We start from the raw sequence: 22,892 nt of genomic DNA on the forward strand, positions 1-22,892 counted from the left end.
CCGCCAAGCTGACGCCTATCCATCATAAAATCGCATTCCAGCCAAAAGGAATTCTCATGGCCAATCGACTGATCGACGTGCTGCGACTTCGTAAGAACAGCGCACGCCGGCGCTTGGCTCGGCTTTTGCCCAGCAGGCACCAGAGCGGCAATATTTTCGAGACGCCGAACGGTACTTTTGCCATCCCCACCAGCGATCTCGAGATCTCACGCATCTTGCGACGCGGGCAAAGCTGGGGGCACGAAGAGGTCGAGCGGATTTGCGCGGTCGTTCCCGCCGGTTCGTCGGTCCTGTTCGTGGGCGGCCATGTCGGAACGCTTGCGGTGCCGGTTGCCCGGCGCTTCAAGGACGTCACGGTAATCGAAGCGAACCCCGAGACCTTCCGGTTCCTGTCGGCAAATATCCACCTCAATAAGGCCGATAACGTCACCCTGGTCCAAATCGCCGCGGGCGAGAAGAAGGGGGTGATCGAGTTCGTCGCCAGCAAGAACAATACCGGAGGATCGAAGCGTAAGCCCCTGGTCGCCGATCCGCGATACTATTACGACAAGCCCGACCTGATCTCGGTAGACATGGTCCGTCTGGACGATATTCTCGAACCGCGCTTCGCGTCGATTGTGATGGATATCGAGGGTTCGGAATATTTTGCGCTGAGGGGTATGCCCAAGGTGCTGGCCGACGCGCAGACCTTGTTCATCGAATTCCTGCCGCATCATCTGGAAAACGTCGCCGGCGCTTCGGTCGAGCAATTCTATGATGCGATCGGCACCGCATTCGACCACCTCTTCGTGCCGTCCCAGCACAAGACCGTCAGCGGGCCGGCCGTCTTGGCAACGCTGAAGCAGCTTTACGACGGCGGCGTCGGCGAAGAGGTGTTGGTGTTTTCGAAAGGACCGTTGGCGGTCGGCATCACCTAACGGAGCGCGGCGTTCGTCGGTCGCTCGATAGCCGCCACGAAGTGGGGGGCGTGCATGCGAACGTTCTGCGGCGATACCGCTCTACCGCGGCGAAGTTACGCTTGTTCCAGAAGCCATTGCGACCGCCACCGGGTTGGAGATCATACCGACCGGTGGCGGTCAGCGACACGGCACGCTTCAGGCGTTGCCGGGGTTCGGTTCGCCATCAGCTATCGCGCGGATAGCCGTCAGCACCTCGCCGGCTGCGGTGTTCCAGTCGGGCCAGGTGAACGCTGCGGCGCGCGCGCGCCAAATGTCGGGGTCGGCCTCGAACGCCGCGATCGCCGCGGGTAGCGCAGAGGCGTCGCCAACGTCGAAATAGGCGATCGCGTCGCCGCCGACCTCGCGAAAGATCGGGATGTCCGAAGCGATGACCGGGATATCGCGCGCGAACGCCTCGATGATCGGCAGGCCGAATCCCTCTACCTGTGAGGCCAGGATCACCGCATCGGTCGATCCCAGGATCGTCGCAAGGTCGCTGTCGCTGGCGTCATGGACGATTGCCAGGCGAGCCCCGCGTTCGGGGTGGTTGTCGAGCCGCGCCTTCATGTCGGGCGACGCCCATCCCAATTTGCCGATGATCGTCAATTTGCTCGGCGATCCCGTCGCCCACCGACGCTCGAACGCATCGAGTACCCGGTCATGCCCCTTGCGCGGTTCGATCGTGCCGACGATCGCGTAGCGAAACGGTCCCCCGGCGCGATGCGTTCGCGCAGGGCCGGGAGCATTGTCGTTGCCCAGGTGGAACCAGTGGATCGGTAGCTTGGGCAATCTGGCACCGAGATAGGTGCGAAGCTCGCGTGCGCTCTGGCGCGATATCGCCACGACGCCATCGCTGATCGCCAGCGCCCGGTTGAGGTGCCGTGGAAAGACCAACGTCATCAGCGACGGCATCGATTTCGGATGGGTTATCGGAATGATGTCGTAGAGCGCGCTGACGACGATGGCCCCGTCGCGGCGTGCGCTCGCGGCGGCTGCGATCGAAGAGACGCCTGCCCAATAGGAATCTAGCAGCAGGATGGCGTCGTGCGGCCCGAAGCTCGCCGGCGCGACCTCGAGGAAGGGACGCAACAACGGCTCGAACTTGCGCTGCTTCTGCTTCGCTTGCAGCACGACATAGACCGGTGGCACGATCGTCAGCAGCTTGCCGACGAACTGCACCAACGCTCCCGCCGACCCCGTACCAGCCGCCGACCGCTGCGCCCCCAGCCGGGCAAGTCCTTCGGCATTCAGCCGATAAAACCTGCCCTCGATGCTTGCGACCGGATGGATCTGCGGCCCGCCTTCGGCTTCCAGCGCACCCAGCGCCGCCACCAGCTTGCGAACCACCCGCTCGATGCCCGTCCATTTGCCGGTGGCCAATGTCTCGGTGACATCGATATGGATCGACCGGAGCGACGCATCCGCCGGGGATACCGTCATCCCGGTCGACCGCGATAGGCATGCGTCCGCCGGGCCATCATCAGTGCCCGTATTTATACTCGTAATCCTGGTTGTAGGTATATCCCAGGTTACGCAGGTTCTGCTTGGTCAGCACCGCACCGACGAGGCGGCCGCCCCCCTTGCGAAGCCGCGCCACCGAGGCGCGAAGACCGCCGCGATAGTTCCGGCCCGATTCCATGATCAGCACCATTCCCTCGACATGCGCGCCGATGATCGGCGCATCGGCGAGCCCGAGGATCGGTGGAGCGTCGACGACGACGACATCGAACTGCGACCGCAGCGTCGCGAGCATTTCGGCGAAGGCCGGTCCCGACAGCAATTCGGTCGGATTGGGCGGGATCGCACCACAGGTGACCACTGAGACGTTCTTCGTGTCGGTGGCATGCAGCACGTCTTCGAGCGCGACCTGACCCGAGAGATATTCGCTCATGCCTTGCCGGTTTTCGACCGAGAAAGCCTTGTGCAGCGCGGGCCGCCGAAGGTCGCAGTCGATCGCGACCACCCGCTTGCCGACCCTGCCCAGCCCCGTGACGACGGCAAAACTCGAGGTCGTCTTGCCCTCGCCTGCCTGCACGCTGGTGAATGCCAGGGTGCGCGGCAGGCCGGTTCGAGACGACATCAACAGCGAGGCGCGGATGCTGCTATAGGCCTCCGATATCGTCGATTTAAGGTCGCGCAATTCGTCGCGCACCTCGCCCTTCACCTCTGGCACCGACCCCAGGAATGCCAGATCGATGCGGCGACTGACTTCCTCGCCCGACCGCACCGTGTCGTTCAGATGCTCCGACAGGAACACTGCCGCGACGCCGCTTACAATACCCGCGAGCAGGCCGATCAGGATGGTGATGACCGGCTTTGGCGACACCGGGTCGGTTGGAATTTGCGCCCGGTCGATCAGCTGGATGTTGTTCGGTTGCACCCCGGCTTGGGCATTCAGCTCGCGGAACCGCTGCAACAGCGTGTCGTAAAGCGATCGGCTGGTATCGGTGGCGCGGCGCAGGATCGACAGCTGAACATTGCGCTGCTGCTCGCCCAAGGTAGCCTGTTCAAGCCCCGATATCTGGCTTTGGAACGCCTGCTCCTGCTTGAGCGCCTCTTCGTATTGCGAGCGGATCGATGCCCGGATATTGCCGGCAAGCGCCGCGATCTGGCGATCGAACTCGGCGATCTGTGCCTTGGCCTGCAGGACGCTGGGATAGTCTTCCTTACGCACCTGCCGCTGATTTTGGTAATCGGCCTCGATCACCGCGCGCTTCTGCAACAGGTCCTGGATGGCCATGTTGCTGAGCACTTCGGGCAGCGCCATGATCCGGTCACCCTGCGCCTGGCGCCATTTTTCCTCGGCTTGGGTGCGCTTTGCGGTGGCGTCGGCATAGGCCGAGTTGACTGCGACGAGACGCGATACCGTCAACGAACGCGGCGAGGATGACTCACCGTCAGCCGTGGTGGTGCCGTTGCTCGCATCGATCAATCGCTCGCGGCTGGAATAGGCCAGCGCCGCGCGCTCGGATTGTTCGAGTTGCTGCTTGGCGTCGGCGAGCTGCTGGGTGATAAACTGGCGGGCATAGGCACTGGTGTCGTACCGCCGCTGGAGATCGGTCTTGATGTAGTTCTCGGCAAAGCTGTTGGCGAGCTGTGCGGCAAGCTTTGGATCGGGGCTGCGAAAACCAATCGTCGCAATCCGCGAATCGACTGGCAGGCTGACCGTCATGCTCTCCTGAAGGATCTCCAGAATACGCTCTTCTTCGGCCTGTCGCGGGGTCAGCACTTCGGAGGGCTTCAGTTCGCCCTCGGCATCCATCGACCGAAGGAACTGCGCATTGCCGAATAGATTTTCCGAGCGCGCAACCGCAAGCGCGACCGAACGGCTACGAATGATGTCGAGCTGCGTCTGCAAGAAGCGCTCGCTGTCGATCGGATTGACCGAGGCCTCGCTTTCGTCGGTTTTGAGGATCCGCGACGTTTGCTCTTCGATCTTGACCGACGCGCCAGCTTGATAAATCGGGGTGGCGAGGATGAGATAGACGATGCTGATGATCAAGCAGACCGCGATCGCGCCAAGCGTGATCCACCGGTTGCGGTAGATCGCTCCCCAGATGCGGCGCAGATCGAAATCGAACGCCCCGGCCTGGCTTTCCTCCTGATAGAGGATGTCGTCGTCGCGCTCGTGATCGAGCGTTGCGTTCAGGTTCATGAGATTCTCAATTAACGCGCGATTTGCTGGATGGCGACGAAGCCGGTGGTCAACGTCGGCGCGATCGCCAACAAGTTCCGCATGAAGACCTTGCGTCCCGATGTCCCGACGATGACGATGTCGTCGGCCCGAATCTGGGGGTCCGCCGCACTGCCGCTCTGGATCGCGCCCAGATCGAACATGGCGGCGTAGCGCGTGTTCCCGATGGTCCGGAATACCACCACTTGTTCAACCTTGGCGACCGCGCTTACCCCCTTTGCCATGGCGACAGCCTGCAACAGCGATGTATCGCCCTGCAGAGGATACACTCCGGCCTCCTTGACCTCGCCATCAACGGTCACCTTTTGCGACACCGATGTCTTGATCAAGACCGACACCTGGGGGTTCACCAGGAAGCGCTCGCCCAGCTTCTCTGCGATCAGCTTCGAAACCTCGGCGCTGCTCAGGCCCGCAACGGTGATCTGGCCGATCAACGGGAAGATGATGCTCCCGCTCGCGTCGACGGGCACCTCTTCGAGCGACAGGTCTTCCTCTTGGAAAACCGATATCGTGAGCACGTCGAGCGGCCCGATCTGATAGTCGCGCCGGGCATTGGGATCCTGGCCCGCGGCGGGCATCAGTGCGTACGCCGCCGACCCCACCTCGGCGACGGGTTGCGGGCCCGACGAGCATGCCTGCAACGCGCCGAGCGCGCCGAGCGCGCAAGCGATCGCAGCCGCGCGATGGGTCGCGGCCGCATGGCGAGCACGCGAGCTGGAAATTCTCATGATACTCGTAACAATCCTCAAGACGACCAGTGGTCGCGATCGATTTCGCTATATGGTTAGAGCGTATCGCTTGCAAGCCGCTTGCGGTGGGGTATTGCCGCGCTGCGGCGGGCGTCAGCGGCTTCTTACCACTCGATAATCTCCTTTGCTGGACATGTCGCGACCGCACTTCTAAGTCCTCGCGCAATATGCCCAGTACCCCTGTATCCGCATCCCGCACGCCAGCGTTCGGATCCTTGCTTCGCGATCCATCAGGCCAGCGACTGTTGGTCCTGGCGGTTCTGGCGGCGATCTGTGCCTTTACCGGCGGGTCTTACCGGCCAACGATGGTGTCGCTCCTCGTGCTGCGTCCCGCGCTCGTGCTGGGCATCGGGTTGATGCTGGTATTGCCGGGCGCCAGCGATTGGAAAGGGTTACGGCCGCTCCTGCTGTTGCTGGCGTTATTCGCGGCTACCATGCTGGCCCAGCTGGTGCCGCTTCCCGCCGATTGGTGGTCGGCACTCCCGGGGCATGATCGCTACGCCGGGATCGTGGGATTGGCCCCCGGCGTCGCGCGGCCGATGTCGCTCACGCCTGATCTGACGATCAACAGCCTGCTCGCGCTGCTGCCGGCAATTGCGGTGATCGTCGCGTTCGCGGGCATGCGCGAAGCCGATCGCTGGCGCGCGGCGTGGATCGTCATCGGCGTCGGCGTCGCCAGCGTGATCTTCGGGGTATTCCAGACGATGGGCGGCGCCGGACCAGCCGATTTGTCGGGACAGAGCGATGAAGGCGTGGTGACCGGCCTGCTCGCCAATCGCAACCACGGCGCGGTCTTGTTGGCGCTGCTGCTGCCGGTGACCGCGATCTTGGCGCGCGCGCGCTTCGGCAGCGGTCGACTGGCCTGGGCGGTGTTCGCCGGTGTCGCGCTGATCGTTTCCCTGCTGATGCTGCTGACCGGGTCACGGCAGGGCATCGTCCTGGGGATCGTTGTATTGATCGCTTCGCTGGGGTTGCTGCTCGATCGCAAGAAGGGCGCGCCGATTCCATGGCGGATCGTCGCAGCGGTTTTGATCGTATTGGTCCTGGGGGCGGTTGCGGCGATCGCCAACGGGCGGGCGTTGTCGGTCGAACGACTGACCAGCCTCACCGATTTCGCCAACGACGCGCGATTCCGTAATCTGCCGGTGATGTTGCAGATCTGCCGCGACTTCTTTCCCTTCGGTATCGGCTATGGCGCGTTCGATCCGGTGTTTCGCGGCTACGAGCCCGAGTCCTTCCTGCATTCGACCTATTTCAACCGCGCGCACAATGACCTGCTCGAAACCTTCATGGCGGGGGGCGTGGCGGCGCTCGTTCCGGTTGCTTTACTGCTGCTATGGGTAGCGTATCGCGCGCTGGCGGTGTTTCGGAGCGAGCCCGCGCGGCGGGTATCGCTCGACCGCGCGGCGTTGTTGATCGTCGTCGTGCTGCTGGGGCAGAGCCTGGTCGATTATCCGCTGCGGACTGGAATCATGTCGATGATCTTCGCGATCGGCTGCTGCTGGCTGGCGGTGCCGCCACGTGCGCCCGAGGCGCGGCGCGGCGCACGGCGCGGCGGCAGCGCGAAGTTCGAACACGGGAGCAGCGCGCATGGCCGATAGCACCCCGCGGGCGAGCCTTGCCTTCCTCGCGCCCGTCGTCCTGGTCACACTCGCGGCCTTGTGGTTCGTCTCGTCGTTCACCGCGTCGATGGTGCTGGCAAGCGGTAGCCCTGCCGCGGCGCTCGCCTGGTGGCCGACCGACAGCGCGCGGAATGGCGTCGCCGGTCGATTGGTCCTCAACGAACCGTCGCCGAGCGACGCCGCTGCGGCAGTAGCGCTCAGCAACGAGGTGCTAGAGCGGTCGCCGGTTAGTGCTGCCGCAGCGCGCAACCTGGCGCTCGCCACCCTGCTGCAGGGCGATCTGGGCGCCGCGCGCCGGATCATCGCGCTGGGCGAGGGCCTTTCGCGTCGCGACGTGCCGACGCAGATGTGGTTGATCGAGGATCGGGTCCAGGCAGGCGACATCCCGGGCGCGTTGGTGCACTATCACCGCGCGATGCAGACCTCGCGCGACACGCGCGAGACGTTGTTGCCGGTGCTTGCGCAGGCGGCGAGCGATCCGGTCATCGCGCGTTCGCTGGCTGCGACCTTCGTACGGCGTCCCGAATGGTGGTCCGATTTCCTCGGGCGCTTTGTCGCCACCACCGATTCCCCCGAATCGCTGATGCTGATCGCGCGTGGGCTTCGGCTCGATCCGCGATCGGATATCGATCGCGCACGGTTGGTAACGATCTATCAGAGGGCCGCGATCCTGGGCGACGCCGCCGGCGCGCGCGGGCTGTTCCTGCAGGTGACCGGGCAGCGCTCGCAAGCGCTGCTCGTCAACGACGGCGGGTTCGAGCAGGGGCGCGGGATGCCGCCGTTCGACTGGGCGCTCGCCGACGAATCGGATCGCGCCGGCGTGCGCGAGACGCGGCCCGGCGCCACCGGCGCGGTTGCGCTCACGCTGACGGGCAACCAGGGGAAGGAGGTCGCAAGGCAGCTCCTGGCGCTGGCGCCCGGCCGGTATCGGCTGACCGCACGCGTCGGTGCGGTCGGTCCGGGTTTGCTCTCGCCGCCGACGGTGTCGGTGGCTTGCGCGAGTGGCGACCAGGGTCTCGTCGAAAGCAGCCGCTTTCCGCCGGCAACGGCACCCACGCCGATGGCGATGGACTTCGCGATCGATCGCGCGTGCCGCGGCCAGTGGCTGATCATCAGCTCGGCGGCCAATGTCGGTTTCTTGAGCGACGAGCCCTGGATCGACGACATTCGCGTGGTGCCAGCGACACGCTAGCGCCGGTCTGGCAGCAGATGCGTTGCGCTCTTTAGGGCAGAGGGCTATTCTCGTTGAAAAGGGGGTATCCGCTTCGGCGGACCCCGGCGCCAGAATTCGGTCGGGGTACTCCAGCATGCCAAATGTCGTTTCGCTCGAGATGAACGAGATAAATTTCGAGTTCGTCAAATCCTATGTGGCCAAGGGCGAGTTGCCGCACTTCGCCGAACTGCTCGCCAAATACGAGCTCACAGAGACCGTCGCCGAGGAGGATTACCGGCTGTTGGAGCCGTGGATTCAGTGGCCCACGGTCTACACCGGCATGAGCTATGCCGAGCATGGCGTATTCCGCCTCGGTGATATCGTCGGCACCACGCACGAGCAGGTATGGGAAGCGCTCGAAGCGCGCGGCGTGTCGGTGGGTGCGATATCGCCGATCAATGGCGCCAATCGGTGCGCACAGGCCGATTTCTTCGTGCCGGATCCTTGGACCGCGACCCCGGTCACCGGCGACGAAGGCCTGAAGACGCTGTCGGGGCTGGTCGGCATGGCGGTGAACGGCAACGCCACCGGCGGCGCTTCGTTGGCAAGCCTGGGCCCCAAGCTGATGCCGTTCGTGCTGCGCTTCGCGCGCCCGACATCGTGGGGCGCCTATGCCGCCTGCCTGGCGAAGGTGCGCAAATATAAATGGGCCAAGGCCGCGTTCCTCGACCGGTTCCTCGCCGATGTGTTCCTAAAGCTGCGCGCCAAGCACGGTACCCGCTACGCCTCGCTGTTCCTCAACGCGGGTGCGCATATCCAGCATCATCATCTGTTCGAGGCGGGGGTGTACCAGGGCGAAAACCGCAATCCCGACTGGTACAGCACCGCTGGCCGCGAGGGGGTCGATCCGATGCTGTTCATCTATCGAATTTACGATGGCATCCTGCGCGACGTGTTGGCGCTGGCGGACACGCGGGTGCTGATCACCACCGGGCTTAGCCAGACCGCCAATGGGCGGACCAAATATCAGTATCGATTCAACGATCATGTCGCGACGCTGCACCGGATGGGGGTCGGCGATTTCGCGGTGAACCCGCGGATGTCGCGCGATTTCCTGCTCGAATTCCCCGACGCCGCTAGCGCGACCGCGGCGGCTGCCAAGCTGGCGGCCTTCGCCTGCGCGGGCAAGCCGTTCTTCTCGATCGAGGATCGCGGCCGCTCGCTGTTCTGCCAGATCTGCTATTTCGGTCCACCCGAAGGGCTTGCCGAGGTGACCGCCGACGGTCGAACCTTCGACATCGCCGACGAGATTTCGCTGGTCTCGATCGAAAACGGCATCCACCAGACGATCGGCTATCATATCGACACCGCGGTGCCGCGCCGTGCCGCCGACACGCCGGCGCGCATTCCGCTGACATCGGTATTCGCACGGACGCTCGCCATCTTCCCGGGCGACGCGCCGCTGGCGCTGGCCGCCGCCGAATAATCAGCCGAGCAACCGGCGGCAGCGCGGCCCGGCGGCGGCGCTGCCGCGGGCGTCGCGCATCGGCGCCTCCATCGATTCAGCACGAAAGCACGACGTGACCAGGCATCTGAACATCATGGGCACCCGCGGTGTGCCCGCCGCGCATAGCGGCTATGAATATTTCGCCGGCCATCTGGCGCCGTACATGGTCGAGCGCGGCTGGAAGGTGACGGTCTATTGCCAGGACGACGAGGGCGAGGACGGGCTGGTCGATCATTGGCGCGGCGTCGAGCGCGTCCATTTCGTCCCCCGGCTCAAGGGCACGCCGGGGACGATGGAGTTCGACTGGAAAACCGTCCGCCACGTGGTCCGCTCGCCCGGCGTCGACCTGGTGCTGGGCTACAACACCGCGATCTTCAATCTCGTCCAGCGGCTGTATGGGCGCAAGGTCGCGATGAACATGGACGGGATCGAGTGGCTGCGCGAGAAATGGTCGCTGCCCGCCAAGGCCTGGTTCTTCGTCAACGAATTGGCGGGCGCCAACCTCAGCAACCTGCCGATCGCCGACCATCCCGAGATGGAAAAGCATCTGCGGCCGCGCACCCTCCGGCGCACTATCGCGATGATCCCCTACGGCGCCGATCTGGTGACCGGTGCATCGACCGCGCCGGTGACCGCAATGGGGCTCACCCCGGGCAAATACATGGTCAAGATCGCGCGATCGGTCCCCGAAAATTCGATCCTCGAGGTCATCCGCGCCTTCTCACGCCGCCGCCGCGACTGCACGCTGGTCGTGCTCGGAAAATACCAGGCCGACAACGCCTTCCACGAAGCGTGCCGCGCGGCGGCGAGCGACGAGGTGATGTTCCCCGGCGCGATCTTCGACCCCACCATCGTCCAGGCGCTGCGATTCCACGCGCGCGCCTATCTGCACGGCCACACCGTGGGGGGGACCAACCCGTCGCTGTGCGAGGCGCTGGGCTGCGGCAACGCGGTCATCGCGCACGACAACCGTTTCAACCGCTGGACCGCGGGCGCCGACCAGCTCTATTTCGCCGACGAAGATGGTTGTGCGGCGGCGATCGAGCGGCTGCTGGTCGACGACGCCCGGCTGGAACAGGCGCGCGCGGGTGCCCGCATCCGCCATGCCGAAGCGTTCACCTGGCCGGCGATCCTGCGCGCGTACGAGGATGCACTGACGGCGCTGCTGCCAAAGGTGTAGGGCGGACAAGGCCGGGGCAACGGTGTCGCGGCTCTTCTCGTCGTCAACCGGGTACCGTCTGGCGCCCGCGGTGCTATGCGACCGGGCGGGGCACTGACCTTGTAGACGCATCGGCCCGCGGACGGGCGTCGATCAGGCGCCGCTGCGGCTCGAACCGCAGGCCTACCAGCCCCGCTGCCACGCCGAAGATGATGCTCAGATGGACCGTCGTCGCCTGCGAACAGATGACGATGAACAGAAACGCCGAGACATACGCACAATGTGCAACCGATCCGCGGAATATCCGGCGCAGCCCCGTAACCGTAAGCGCGACCAGGAAGACCGTATAGACAATGATCCCGGCGATACCCGAATCATGCAGGACGGATATGAACATGTTCGGCACCCACAGCGTATTGCGGTCGGTGGCGCCGAACTGTTTCATGATGTTGAAATTCTGCAGTCCGAAGTCACCGGGGCCGGCCCCGAGAACCGGCTTTTCCCGAAACCGCTCGAGCGCAACATCTATGAGAAAGGCGCGCACCGAATAGGTGTCTTCGCGGCGAAGCGAGGTGTCGTAGAAATCCTGGACCTGCGTCGAGAAGACCAGGATGACCGTCAACAGTGCCACGCCCGCCCAGAGCGGCAAAAGCAGCGACTGGTTTACGCCGCGTCGCGTGGCGATCGAACGGAGTATACTGAACAGAACCGCACAGATGCCGAATGCCAAAACCGGTACCCGCGAATTCGCTGCGAGCAGGACGAAAACCGACAGGGCAATCGGTATGATCCAGGATAGCGTGAACTTGGCACGCGCCATCGATACCAGGATCAAGAACCCCATCGCCGAGCCCAGTAGATTGGGCTCGCTGATGAACAACCGCATTCGACCCATGTCGTCGTACCACAGCGATATCTCGTAGCCGGCAACGCGCCCGACGATCAGCCCGATCAGGCCCGCGATGCCACTGAACCACAGAACATTCTGCACCACTCTGGCGATCGTGGCATGGGGTAGCTGGTACCGCACGATCAACCAGAACGCCGCGGTCGGGACCAGACTGATCGCGAGCGCTGCCATATGGGCGCCGGGCGAGGCGGTTAGCACTGCCGACACGAACAATATGGCGTTCCACGCCAATAGCAGCAGGATCAGATCCTTGCCGGCGTACTTCGAATGATCGGACGCGATCGAGATCGACATCAACGCGATCAGCGTCAACCCTATGGCCCGCTCTATCGTCACCGGGAAACCACCGATTTCGATGCTGAGTCCGTTGCTGACCAGACCGACGATCACCGCGATGAACAACAGCCGCACGACGGCCGGTCCGAGCCCTGACTGCCGGGGGATTGCCGTCGGCGGGTGACGCCGAGCGATACCTGCGGATGATGACCCGCGCCGGCTTACCGAACGAGGCCCCGGTGTAGTGGCCATGATCTATAGGCTCCGGTAAGCATGATACGAGCTGTCGACCACCAAGGCCCAATGCGCCGCTGCGTAGCTCAACGACCGGCTTGGCGCAATCATGCGAGCGCCACCCGCGTGAAGCGTGGCAGGGGGCCTTTGCAGCGGTACGGCTTTGGGATAACGACCACCACCGTCATCCGATCCACTTCGGCGTCGCAAGCGCTGCGCTGCCACGCCCCGAACCGCACCCTGGAGACTCAATGTCGAAAATTGCCTTAATCACGGGTATCAGCGGGCAGGATGGTGCCTATCTGAGCGAGCAGCTGCTTGAAAAGGGCTACACCGTCTACGGCACCTATCGTCGGACGAGCTCGGTCAATTTCTGGCGGATCGAGGAATTGGGGCTGCTCGACCACCCCAATCTCCACCTCGTCGAATTCGACCTTACCGACATGGGATCGGGCATCCGCCTGCTCGACAGCTCGGGCGCAACCGAAGTGTATAACCTGGCGGCGCAGAGCTTCGTCGGGGTGTCGTTCGATCAGCCGCTCACCACCGGGCACATCACCGGGCTGGGCGCGGCGCACATGCTCGAATCGATCCGCACGGTGAACCCCGCGATCCGCTTCTACCAGGCATCGACGTCGGAGATGTTCGGCAAGGTCCAGGCGATCCCGCAGACCGAGGACACCCCCTTCTACCCGCGCAGCCCCTATGGCGTCGCCAAGCTCTATGCGCATTGGATGACGGTGAACTTCCGCGAGAGCTTCGGCATCTTCGGCGCGAGCGGCATCCTGTTCAACCACGAATCCCCCTTGCGCGGTCGCGAGTTCGTCACGCGCAAGATCACCGACACCGTCGCCAAGATCCATGTCGGCAAGGCCGATGTGCTCGAGCTCGGCAATCTCGACGCCAAGCGCGATTGGGGCTTCGCCCGCGATTATACCGAGGGGATGTACCGCATCCTGCAGCATGACGAGCCCGACACCTTCGTCCTCGCCACCAACCGCACCGAAACCGTGCGCGACTTCGTCTCGATGGCGTTCCGCGGCATCGATATCGACATCGAATGGTCGGGCACCGCCGAGGACGAGATCGGGGTCGATCCCAAGAGCGGCCGGACGCTGGTGCGGATCAATCCCAAATTCTACCGCCCGGCCGAGGTCGAATTGCTGATCGGCGACGCCAGCAAGGCCAAGCGGCTGCTCGGATGGGAAGCGACGACCTCGCTCGAGGAATTGTGCCGGCTGATGGTCGAGGCCGATCTTCGGCGCAACATCAACGGCACGTCGTTCTGATGCGGGTGCTGGTGACCGGCGGACAGGGGTTCACCGGCCGCTATCTGGCCGATGCCCTGGTCGCCGCGGGTCACGAACCCTCGGCGTTCGCCGCCGACGTCACCGATCGCGCCGCGGTCGAGGCGGCGGTCGATGCCGCGCGCCCCGATGCGGTCATCCACCTGGCGGCGAGCGCGTTCGTCCACTCGGACGATGTCGTCGGATTCTACGCGATCAACCAGATCGGCACCTTCCATCTGCTCGATGCGCTCGCCAGGACCGCGCCGGGCGTACCGGTGCTGCTGGCGAGCAGCGCCACCATCTATGGCAACGCCGCCTCGGGCTATCTGACCGAGGACGCGCCGTGTGCGCCCGCCAACCATTATGCCGCGAGCAAGCTGGCGATGGAGATCGGCGCCAGGCTGTGGGCCGATCGGTTCCCGATCGTCACGGTGCGGCCGTTCAACTATACCGGGCGGGGGCAGGACGAACGCTATCTGATCGCCAAGATCGTCGCGCACTTCCGGCGCCGCGATGCGGTGATCGAACTCGGCAACCTCGATGTCGCGCGCGATTTCGGCGACGTGCGCGCGGTGGTGCAGGCCTATGTCGGGCTGATCGAGCAGCGAACCGGCGGCGTGTATAATGTCTGCACCGGCGCGGTGCATTCGATCCGCGACATCATCGCGATGTGCCAGGCAATCACCGGCCATGCGATCGAGGTGCGGGTGAACCCGGCCTTCGTGCGCGCGAACGACGTCGCGCTGCTGGCCGGCAACCCCGCCCGGCTGCGCGCGGCGCTGCCGCAATGGCAGGTGCCGACGATGCACGACACATTGGCTTGGATGCTCGAGCCCGCCTGACATCGTCGCGGGCGTGCTTATGCGAACAGGGTTTAGCTTATGAAGATCGGTTTCGACGCGCACGTCCTCGACGGGCGCGACCAGGGCACCAAGACGCTGATGCTGCGGCTGATCGACGCGGTCGCGCGGCGGCATCCCAGGCATCAGGTACTGGTATATGGCGAACGGCCCCACGCCGAACTCGATTTCACCTTGCCCAATCTGCAGTTCCGCCCGACGGTCCGGCACAATGTGGTGCGCTATTTGATGCACACGCTGCCCAGCGCGAGCCGTGCCGATCGGCTCGACACGATGGTGTTCAATTTCGTGCAGTCGCCGCTGATGCGCAACGCGACGGTGATGATCCACGACATCCTGCCACAGACGCACTCGCGCTTCTTTCCGCCCAAGTTCGTCGCGCAATGCTGGGCGCTGTTCGGCATGTCGGCCTTGCTGGCAAAGCACCTGTTCACGATCAGCGAATATTCGAAATCAGAGATCCGGTCGGTCTATCCCTGGACCCGCGGCAAGACGATTTCGGTCCTGCATATCGGCGCGTCCTTTCCCAAGGACGTCTATTTCGCCGGGGATGTCGGCAACCAACCCGCCGCGTTGCCCGCGGGGACGCGCTATATCCTCGCGGTCGGACGGATCGAGCCACGCAAGAACATCCAGATGGCGATCGACGCGTTCCGGGCCGGGGCGCCCGACGACGTCAAGCTGGTCATCGTCGGTCGGCGCGAGCCCGGGATCGCGATCGATACTCACGACGATCCGCGCATCATGGAGCTGACCGGGGTCTCGGACGCCGATCTGATCACGATTTACCGCCGCGCGGCGTTGTTCCTGTACCCAAGCGTCGCCGAAGGGTTTGGCCTGCCGCTGCTCGACGCGATCCTCTTCGGGCTGCCGGTAATCGCGTCGCGTCGCACGTCGATGCAGGAAGTCGGGGAGGGCGGCGCCACCTTCTTCGATCCCGCCGAGGCCGACGCCACGCAGTGGCTGGGCAACAGGATCGCCGCGCATTTCGGCGACGATCCGGTCGCGCCGCCAAGCTTCGAGACCCGCGCGGCAAAGGCGGCGCTCTACGCCTGGGACAACGCGGCCGACGAACTGGTCGCGGGCATCACCGGGCGGGCGACGCGCTAGGCGATAGCGGCCAGGATCGCGCGGCCATAGGCCGTCTTGCTGAACAGCCGCCCGCGCGCTTGGGCCTGGTCGCGGGTGATGAACCCCTGCTCGTAGGCGATCTCCTCGAGGCAGGCGACCTGGATGCCCTGGCGATGCTGGATCGTGCGGACGAACTCGCTCGCCTCCAACAGGCTGTCGTGCGTGCCGGTGTCGAGCCAGGCATAGCCGCGGCCCATCTGCTCGACATACAGGTCGCCCGCTTCCAAATAGAGGCGGTTGAGATCGGTGATCTCGAGTTCGCCGCGCGCCGAAGGCTTCAGCTTGGCGGCGTAATCGACGACCTTGTTGTCGTAGAAATACAGGCCGGTGACCGCAAAGTTCGATTTGGGTGTGCTGGGTTTCTCTTCCAGGCTCACCGCCTTGCCCCCGTCGCCGAATTCGACCACGCCGTAGCGCTCGGGATCCTCGACGCGGTAGCTGAACACCGTCGCACCTTCGGTGCGCGCGACCGCGCTGGCGAGCAGGTCGGTGAGGTGCGCGCCGAAGAAGATGTTGTCGCCCAGGATCAGCGCGACATTGTCGTCGCCGATGAAGTCGCGGCCGATCGTGAACGCCTGCGCCAGCCCGTCGGGGCTCGGCTGCTCGGCATAGGATATCGTCAGGCCGAACGCGCTGCCGTCGCCGAACAGCTTCTCGTAATTGCCGATGAATTCGGGGGACGAGATGATCAGGATGTCGCGGATGCCCGCGAGCATCAGCACCGACAGCGGGTAATAGATCATCGGCTTGTCGTAGACGGGCAACAACTGCTTGTTGACCGCGAGCGTGGCGGGGTGAAGCCGCGTACCGGTGCCGCCGGCCAGGATGATGCCCTTCACTTTGGTGTTCCGATCAGTTCGTCGAGGATGGGGGCGAGCGCCGCCTGCCATGGCGCCGGGTGGATGCCATAATCGCGGATGATGGCGCGGTGGCTGAGCAGTGAATTGGCGGGCCGGGTCGCAGGCGTCGGATAGTCGCGGGTCGTAATGCCGATCACCTCGGCGCTCGGGCCGCCGCGCGCCGCGCTCTGGGCGAAGATCTCGCGCGCGAACCCGGCCCAGGTCACCGCGCCGGCGTTGCTGAAATGATAGGTTCCCGTCGGCGCGGCAGGGTCCTCGGCCAGCCGTACCGCGATCATCGCCAGCGCCGCCGCCAGATCGGCCGCCGAGGTCGGGCTGCCGCGCTGATCGTCGACGACGCGCAGCGGCGAGGTGGTCGCGCCGACGCGCAGCATCGTCTTAACGAAATTGCTGCCATGCGCGCTGACGACCCAGGCGGTCCGCACGATCGCATGGCGCGCGCCGCTGGTCCGCACCGCAAGTTCGCCGCCGAGCTTCGATGCGCCATAGACGCCGAGCGGGGCGACCGGATCGTCGACTTCCCAGGCGCCGTCGCGCGCGCCGTCGAAGACATAGTCGGTCGATACCTGGACGATCGGGATACCGGCTGTCGCGCAGGCGGCGGCGAGTGCGGCGGGCGCCATCGCGTTGACCGCCCAGGCGGTCACGCTATCGTTCTCCGCCTTGTCGACCGCGGTATAGGCGCCGGCGGCGATCACTGCGGCCCAGGGCTGCGATGCGACCATCGCGGCGATCGCCGCGGGATCGCGCAGGTCGAGCTCGTCGATATCGACCGCGGTCACCGCCCAGCCTTCGGGCCAGCGATGGCGCTGCAATTCGGTGCCGAGCTGGCCGTTGCCGCCGGTGACCAGGGCGCGCTTCATGCGGGCAGGCCGCGGCGCTGGTCGGCCTGGTGCCGCTCGACGATCGGGCGCCACCAGGATTCGTTGGCAAGATACCAGGCGACGGTCTTTTCGATCCCGCTTTCGAACGTCTCGGCGGGTGTCCAGCCGAGCTCGTCCTGGATGCGGCCGGCGTCGATCGCGTAGCGCTTGTCGTGCCCTGGGCGGTCGGCGACATAGCCGATCTGCGCTGCATAGGAGGTGCCGTCGGCGCGCGGCCGCAACCGGTCGAGGATCGCGCAGATCGTCTCGACGACCTCCAAATTGCGCTTCTCGTTATGGCCGCCGACATTGTAGGTACGCCCGATCACGCCGCGCTCGAACACCGCCTGCAGCGCGCGGACGTGATCCTCGACGTACAGCCAGTCGCGGATCTGGTCGCCCTTGCCGTAGATCGGCAGCGTTTCACCCGCCAGCGCCTTGACGATCATCAGCGGGATCAGCTTTTCGGGAAAGTGATACGGCCCGTAATTGTTCGAACAGTTCGTGATCAGCACCGGCAGGCCATAGGTATGCCCCCAGGCGCTGACCAAATGGTCGGATCCCGCCTTCGACGCCGAATAGGGCGAGCGCGGATCATAGGGCGTAGCTTCGGTGAACAGTCCCTCGTCGCCGAGCGAGCCATAGACTTCGTCGGTCGAGATGTGATGGAAGCGGAAGCGGGCCTTCGCGTCACCGTCGAGCCCCAGCCAATAGGCGCGCGCTTCGGACAGCATCGTGAAGGTGCCGACGATGTTGGTCTGGACGAAGGCGCCGGGGCCGTCGATCGAGCGATCGACATGGCTCTCTGCGGCGAGATGCGTGATCACGTCGGGCTTGAACTGGGCGATCGCGGCGCGGACCGCCTGCGCGTCGCAGATGTCGCCCTGGACGAAACGGTAGCGATCGCTGTCGGCGACGCTCTGGATCGTCGAAAGCGTGCCGGCATAGGTCAGCGAATCGAAGTTCAGAACTTCGTGGCCGGTGTTCTCGATCAGGTGCCGGACCAGTGCCGAGCCGATGAAGCCGGCGCCGCCGGTGACGAAGATGCGCATTGGGGGTGGGCCCTATTCGAGGTCGAGAAGCGGACGGCCATCATAGGTGAATGGCGAATTGAACGCCGACAGCGGCGGCAGCGCGGCGTCCTTGGCCGATAATTCGGGTTGCGTACCCGCGGGCAGCGGCCAGCCGATCGCGATCGTCGCATCGTCCCACCGCACGCCGCCGTCGCAATCGGGCGCGTAGAGGTCCGAACATTTGTACGAGACCTCGCAGTCGGCTTCCAGCGTCAGGAACGCGTGCGCAAAGCCGACCGGCACGAACAGCTGGTGCCCGTTGTCGGCGGACAATTCGGTACCGACCCATTTACCATAGGTCGGCGATTCGGCGCGAAGATCGACCGCCACGTCGAAGATTCGCCCGCGAATACAGCGTACCAGCTTGTCCTGCCCGTGCGGCGGGGTCTGAAAATGCAGACCCCGCAAGGTGAAGGCGGGTGCCGACAGCGAATGATTGTCCTGCACGAAGGTACAATCGATGCCGATCGCGGCGAATGTCTCGACATTATAGACCTCGGTGAACCAGCCGCGCGTATCGCCATGACGGCGGGGGCGGATCAGTTGCACGGGGTTATCGGTCATGGCTGGGGTTGATAGGCAAAGCCCGCTGAACAGGCAACCGCAACCGCCGGCTATCGGGGCCCTCTGCCCGTTGCAGCGTTGGTATCGACGCGGTCCCGCCACCGGTCGCGCGAAACACTCGCGTCGGGGAGTGCGGTGCACAACTTTGTTTCGCTCGGTCGCTAAATTGGGCTAACGGGTGGCGACAGCCTCGGAAAGATTGCCTATCGGGGGCAATGGATTTGAAAGTGGATCAGTTGACTATCCAACGTCCGCACGGTGCACCGGTCATGTCATCCAGCCCATTGCGCAAATTGTGGCGGCCGCGGGCGACGACGCTGCGGATGCGCATGGTCGTGAGCCTGCTGACGCTCGATATTCTTTGCATCGTCTTGAGCTTCTTGCTGGCGGCCTGGCTGCGCGATCTTTTCCTGATCGCCTCGAACTGGACATCGGTACTCAGCGTCATGCTGCCGATCTATGTGCTCGCCGCGATCAACGGCCATGCCTATGCCGCGTCGAACGTCCAGGATCCCTTCCGCGCGATCGCCAAGGGGCTCACCGCATTCCTGCTGGCGCTCAGCGCGGCGATCTTTGCAGCGTTCACCTTGAAGACGACCGACACGTTCCCACGCCTCGTGGTATCGATCGGATCGGTGTTCGCGGTTTCGACGCTCGCGATCGGTCGCTATCTTTTCGCCCGGCATCTGCAGCAGATCATTGGCGGCAACCCGTTCAGCGTGGTGTTGCTGCGCGATGGCGACGCTCCGGTTCCCACCGGTTCCTTTTCGATCATCATGGCCACCGACGGGACGTTCGATCCCGAAAGCCATGATCCCATGATGTATGATCGCCTTGCGACGTCGCTTGCGCATGCCGATCGTGTCATCGTCGCCTGCGATCCCGATCGCCGTATCGCGTGGGCGCATGCGCTGAAGGGCGCCAACATCCAGGGGGAGATATTCGTCCCCGAACTCGATGCGCTCGCCCCGCTGGGCATGGCGCGCTATGGCGACACGCCGACGCTGATCATCGCCACCGGCCCGCTCGGGCTGGTCGATCGCACCGTGAAGCGCGCCTTCGATATCGTCTTTGCGAGCATCGCGCTGCTCGCGCTCGCGCCCTTCTTCGTCATCGTCGCGATCCTGATCAAGCGCGACAGTCCGGGTCCGGTGCTGTTCACCCAGAACCGCATCGGCCGAAGCAACCAGATATTCCGGATGATGAAATTCCGCAGCATGCGGATCGAGGGTTGCGACGGCGCGGGGGATCGTTCGACCGGCCGCGACGACGATCGCATCACCAAGGTCGGGCGCTTCCTGCGCCGCACGAGCATCGACGAACTGCCGCAGATCCTCAACGTGCTGGCGGGCGACATGAGCATCGTCGGGCCGAGGCCGCATGCGTTGGGGTCGCGTGCCGCCGACAAGCTTTTCTGGGAAGTCGACCGGCGATATTGGCACCGTCACGCCGCCAAGCCCGGTCTTACCGGGCTGGCACAGGTGCGCGGGTATCGCGGCGCTACGCTGGTCGAGGCCGATCTCGAAAATCGGTTGCGCGCCGATCTCGAATATCTCGAGAGTTGGTCGATCTGGCGCGATTTGAAGATCATCGCGATGACCTTCCGGGTGTTGATCCATCCCAACGCCTTTTGACCCGCCACGCGACGGCTGAGCCCGGACAACCCTACACCTATGGTAATCAGAATTTCCCCCGCAGCCGTCGCCGGCGCCGGGTCTAGCGTCGGCCTTAGCAGAAGGGCCACGCTCGGGGTTCTTTCAGGCCTGTTGCTCATTCCGCGATCGAGCGCGTCGAGCATCTTGCGACCATCGCAGGGCGGCGCCCTGCTCTCGGTGCGCAGCTTCGGGGTCACCGGCAGCCGCGAGGACGAGACGGTCGCGGTCCAGGCGGCGGTGCGCGAGGCAATAGCCCGTGCGCCCTGCACGCTTTCGTTCGACGGGCTTTCGATCCGCATCGGCGAGGTAGACGTCAGCGGGGCTGATGGGGTTACCTTCGATGGCGCGGGGGCGACGATACTGCCCGCGAGCCAGACCGGCGGGCGCTTCACCGGCCTGCATTTCGGTGCGATCGCCTTCACGCGCTTTCGGTTCGTTCAGCGGGCAGGGTGGAACTATAATGCGGCGATCGGGCTGCTGAGCGGCGAAACGGTTGTCCTTGACGGGCTGCACTTTTCGGGCTGCGGCTTTGGCGCGCATGTCCAGTCGGTGAAAATCGTCCGCTTCGACAACATCGTCTTGCGCCAGATCGGCATCTATCCGCGGCCGCGCCCGCTCGATCCCGGCCCGGCCGGCTTCGGCGCCAGTTTCGAAATCTATGGCGGTGGGCTGCGCGCGAATTTCTGCGATCAGGTGATCTTCGGCGATGCGATCGATTTCGAGAACGAGCAGCCGGCGGGCGGTCACTTGAACGACCGAACCGGTGGTCCCGGCGGTTGCACGACCTTGGCGTCCAACGATGTTGTTTTCGGCGCCGGCCGGGTCGTCAACGCCCCGGGCCAGGGCTTTGCCGCCGCGGGCGAATGGCAAGGACAGGATCTCGTGGGTCAGATGCTCGCGGGCAAATTCAATCCCCGGTTGCGCGGCCAGCGTATCGTCTTTCGTGGTTCCCGCGCGACCGGGTGCAACCAGGAGGGCTGCACCGCCTTTGGCGTAACCGATGTCGCATTCGAAAACGTGGTGAGCTGGAACAACCGGGCGGCCGATCTGGAGATCTGGCAAAGCTATCGCGGGCGCATTTCGGGCGGACGTGCGTGGGAAGACGCCAGCGGCTCGCACCCCCTTCGCGAACCGGGCAAGCTGGCTGGGCGAGGCGCGGTCCACATCATCGATTCAAGCGACGTGGTGGTGGATGGGGTACATATCCTTCGCTCGCGGCATAACGGCATCGATGTCGGCGGCTCGCAGAAAGTGGCGATTCGAAACTGCCGGATCGATGATTACGGTATCGACGACGGCGTGAGCTATCTGGCGTCGGGTATCGCCTGCGGGCCGGGCGCCACGCCGCGCATCGCCCGGGACATCGCCATCGGACCGGGCAATGTCTTCTCTCGCAGGTCGTCGACGGAAAGCCGCGGCGCCGACATCTTCGCGCAGGATCCACGCCAGCGGCTGTACGATTGGGGGAACAGCGCCGGAAATCGAGCCGTCAGCTACGTCAACGCGCCGCAAGCGATCCGGCGGCAGCAGGCGCCGTTCTCGCCGCGTAGCCCTGCAAGCGTCGCGCGCGGTTGAGCATCTTGCGGCGGGGATTCCCGGCCAAGGCGCGACGCGCCCTGTCGCCGACCCGCTCTACGCCCTGATGGGCATCAGCGATTTCGTCAGGCCGAACAGCTTTTGAGTCGCGATCGGTCGAGCAAAAACTTTCGCCGCTTACCCGCCCGACGGTGGCGGCCGGCGCATGACGACGAGCGATCAACGGCAATCGGGAGGATGATATCGCGGAGCCGGCTGCGGCGGATCGCCGTGACCCCATCACGCTCGCAGAGCTCTGCGCCCGAAGTGGAATTCACGGAACGAGGCTAGAGAATATGCTCGAGCGGGACGGGTGCCCCAGGCATGACGCGCTCGGCTGGATGCGCCGCAAAGCACTTGCGAGGATCGCTATCTATTGAAACCGGAAGTCGAATGAGGGGGCGCGGTTCGTACGCTGGCCCCAGAGGTTCGCTAAAGTGGCAGTAGCGAACCTCTAAAGGGTCAATGTCATAGAACCTGGTGCTGCTGGGGAGGATTGAACTCCCGACCTCGTCATTACCAATGACGCGCTCTACCACTGAGCTACAGCAGCCATTCCCCGCGGCCTTGCGGGCGGGGAGGGGCCTATGTGCAGGCGAGCGGGTCATTGTCAAGCGCGGCGTGCCCGGCGTACAGCAACGCCCATGGGTACCGACGACGAGAAGAAGGCGCGGCTGGCGCAGGCGCTGCGCGACAATCTGCGGCGGCGCAAGGCGCAGGCACGCGGCGAAGCGCCCGCCGCTGTGCCGTCCGCCCCACCGCGCGAGCCTACCGACTAAT

At 64.7% G+C, this 22,892-nt stretch carries 19 protein-coding genes and 1 tRNA gene; 11 read left to right on the forward strand and 9 right to left on the reverse strand.

Annotated elements, in window-relative coordinates; translation table 11 throughout:
- The first annotated feature begins 56 nt into the window (after positions 1-56).
- Complete coding sequence (locus NMP03_RS13410) at positions 57-917, forward strand: FkbM family methyltransferase (RefSeq protein ID WP_256505958.1); 861 nt, start codon at positions 57-59, stop codon at positions 915-917.
- Positions 918-1,094: 177 nt separating this feature from the next.
- On the opposite strand, the gene NMP03_RS13415 is transcribed toward NMP03_RS13410, so the two are convergent.
- Genes NMP03_RS13415 through NMP03_RS13425 form a run of 3 tightly spaced genes read right to left on the reverse strand, consistent with a single transcriptional unit; the run spans position 1,095 to position 5,360 of the window.
- On the reverse strand, positions 1,095-2,378 hold the full coding sequence (locus NMP03_RS13415) for a glycosyltransferase family 4 protein (RefSeq protein ID WP_256505959.1): 1,284 nt from the start codon (positions 2,376-2,378) through the stop codon (positions 1,095-1,097).
- Positions 2,379-2,418: 40 nt separating this feature from the next.
- Complete coding sequence (locus tag NMP03_RS13420) at positions 2,419-4,593, reverse strand: GumC family protein (protein ID WP_256505961.1); 2,175 nt, start codon at positions 4,591-4,593, stop codon at positions 2,419-2,421.
- Positions 4,594-4,604: 11 nt separating this feature from the next.
- Positions 4,605-5,360 (reverse strand): polysaccharide biosynthesis/export family protein, encoded by a 756-nt coding sequence (locus tag NMP03_RS13425; protein WP_256505962.1) that lies wholly within the window; start codon positions 5,358-5,360, stop codon positions 4,605-4,607.
- 326 nt (positions 5,361-5,686) lie between these two features.
- On the opposite strand from NMP03_RS13425, the gene NMP03_RS13430 reads away from it, so the two are divergent.
- The 4 genes from NMP03_RS13430 to NMP03_RS13445 all read left to right on the forward strand — a co-directional run bounded on the left by NMP03_RS13430 (position 5,687) and on the right by NMP03_RS13445 (position 10,843).
- On the forward strand, positions 5,687-6,982 hold the full coding sequence (locus NMP03_RS13430; protein ID WP_256505963.1) for an O-antigen ligase family protein: 1,296 nt from the start codon (positions 5,687-5,689) through the stop codon (positions 6,980-6,982).
- On the forward strand, positions 6,972-8,195 hold the full coding sequence (locus NMP03_RS13435; RefSeq protein WP_256505964.1) for a hypothetical protein: 1,224 nt from the start codon (positions 6,972-6,974) through the stop codon (positions 8,193-8,195). Before NMP03_RS13430 ends, NMP03_RS13435 begins: the two co-directional genes overlap by 11 nt.
- A 115-nt stretch (positions 8,196-8,310) precedes the next feature.
- A complete protein-coding gene (locus NMP03_RS13440) occupies positions 8,311-9,642 on the forward strand; it encodes a hypothetical protein (RefSeq protein WP_256505965.1) in 1,332 nt (443 codons plus the stop codon).
- Between the two features lie 94 nt (positions 9,643-9,736).
- Positions 9,737-10,843, forward strand: a complete 1,107-nt coding sequence (locus NMP03_RS13445; RefSeq protein ID WP_256505966.1) for a DUF1972 domain-containing protein — start codon at positions 9,737-9,739, stop codon at positions 10,841-10,843.
- A 73-nt stretch (positions 10,844-10,916) separates the two neighbouring features.
- On the opposite strand, the gene NMP03_RS13450 is transcribed toward NMP03_RS13445, so the two are convergent.
- Positions 10,917-12,143, reverse strand: a complete 1,227-nt coding sequence (locus NMP03_RS13450; RefSeq protein WP_256505967.1) for an O-antigen ligase family protein — start codon at positions 12,141-12,143, stop codon at positions 10,917-10,919.
- Between the two features lie 350 nt (positions 12,144-12,493).
- On the opposite strand from NMP03_RS13450, the gene gmd reads away from it, so the two are divergent.
- The 3 genes from gmd to NMP03_RS13465 are packed head-to-tail and all read left to right on the forward strand — an operon-like array spanning position 12,494 to position 15,501.
- A complete protein-coding gene (gene gmd / locus NMP03_RS13455) occupies positions 12,494-13,531 on the forward strand; it encodes a GDP-mannose 4,6-dehydratase (RefSeq protein ID WP_256505968.1) in 1,038 nt (345 codons plus the stop codon).
- A gap of 11 nt (positions 13,532-13,542) precedes the next feature.
- On the forward strand, positions 13,543-14,373 hold the full coding sequence (locus NMP03_RS13460) for a GDP-mannose 4,6-dehydratase (RefSeq protein WP_256505969.1): 831 nt from the start codon (positions 13,543-13,545) through the stop codon (positions 14,371-14,373).
- A 39-nt stretch (positions 14,374-14,412) separates the two neighbouring features.
- The gene (locus NMP03_RS13465; protein ID WP_256505970.1) at positions 14,413-15,501 is read left to right on the forward strand and encodes a glycosyltransferase family 4 protein; all 1,089 of its coding nucleotides are present in this window, start codon (positions 14,413-14,415) and stop codon (positions 15,499-15,501) included.
- Here NMP03_RS13465 and rfbA read toward each other — a convergent pair.
- From rfbA to rfbC, 4 genes are read right to left on the reverse strand one after another with little or no spacing between them, the layout of a single operon-like run.
- Complete coding sequence (gene rfbA, locus NMP03_RS13470; protein ID WP_256505971.1) at positions 15,498-16,361, reverse strand: glucose-1-phosphate thymidylyltransferase RfbA; 864 nt, start codon at positions 16,359-16,361, stop codon at positions 15,498-15,500. The two genes, NMP03_RS13465 and rfbA, sit on opposite strands and share 4 nt — an antisense overlap.
- Positions 16,358-17,245, reverse strand: coding sequence for a dTDP-4-dehydrorhamnose reductase (rfbD, locus tag NMP03_RS13475; RefSeq protein ID WP_256505972.1), 888 nt, complete (start codon positions 17,243-17,245; stop codon positions 16,358-16,360). The genes rfbA and rfbD overlap by 4 nt, the downstream gene beginning before the upstream one ends.
- Positions 17,242-18,297 carry a dTDP-glucose 4,6-dehydratase gene (gene rfbB / locus NMP03_RS13480; protein ID WP_256505973.1) on the reverse strand — a complete coding sequence of 352 codons (1,056 nt, stop codon included), beginning with the start codon at positions 18,295-18,297 and terminating at the stop codon, positions 17,242-17,244. Before rfbB ends, rfbD begins: the two co-directional genes overlap by 4 nt.
- A gap of 12 nt (positions 18,298-18,309) precedes the next feature.
- Positions 18,310-18,882 (reverse strand): dTDP-4-dehydrorhamnose 3,5-epimerase, encoded by a 573-nt coding sequence (rfbC, locus tag NMP03_RS13485; RefSeq protein ID WP_256505974.1) that lies wholly within the window; start codon positions 18,880-18,882, stop codon positions 18,310-18,312.
- 269 nt (positions 18,883-19,151) lie between these two features.
- Here rfbC and NMP03_RS13490 point away from each other — a divergent pair, with 269 nt between their 5' ends.
- Positions 19,152-20,516 (forward strand): sugar transferase, encoded by a 1,365-nt coding sequence (locus NMP03_RS13490; protein WP_256505975.1) that lies wholly within the window; start codon positions 19,152-19,154, stop codon positions 20,514-20,516.
- A gap of 258 nt (positions 20,517-20,774) precedes the next feature.
- Positions 20,775-22,112 carry a right-handed parallel beta-helix repeat-containing protein gene (locus tag NMP03_RS13495; protein ID WP_256505976.1) on the forward strand — a complete coding sequence of 446 codons (1,338 nt, stop codon included), beginning with the start codon at positions 20,775-20,777 and terminating at the stop codon, positions 22,110-22,112.
- A 478-nt stretch (positions 22,113-22,590) separates the two neighbouring features.
- Here NMP03_RS13495 and NMP03_RS13500 read toward each other — a convergent pair.
- Positions 22,591-22,665, reverse strand: a tRNA-Thr gene (locus tag NMP03_RS13500).
- Positions 22,666-22,756: 91 nt separating this feature from the next.
- On the opposite strand from NMP03_RS13500, the gene NMP03_RS13505 reads away from it, so the two are divergent.
- Positions 22,757-22,891: a hypothetical protein gene (locus NMP03_RS13505; RefSeq protein ID WP_256505978.1), complete on the forward strand. Its 135-nt coding sequence runs from the start codon at positions 22,757-22,759 to the stop codon at positions 22,889-22,891.
- Position 22,892 lies beyond the last annotated feature (1 nt).

Origin of the sequence: Sphingomonas qomolangmaensis, assembly GCF_024496245.1 — a bacterium.
Classification (GTDB): Bacteria; Pseudomonadota; Alphaproteobacteria; order Sphingomonadales; family Sphingomonadaceae; genus Sphingomonas; species Sphingomonas qomolangmaensis.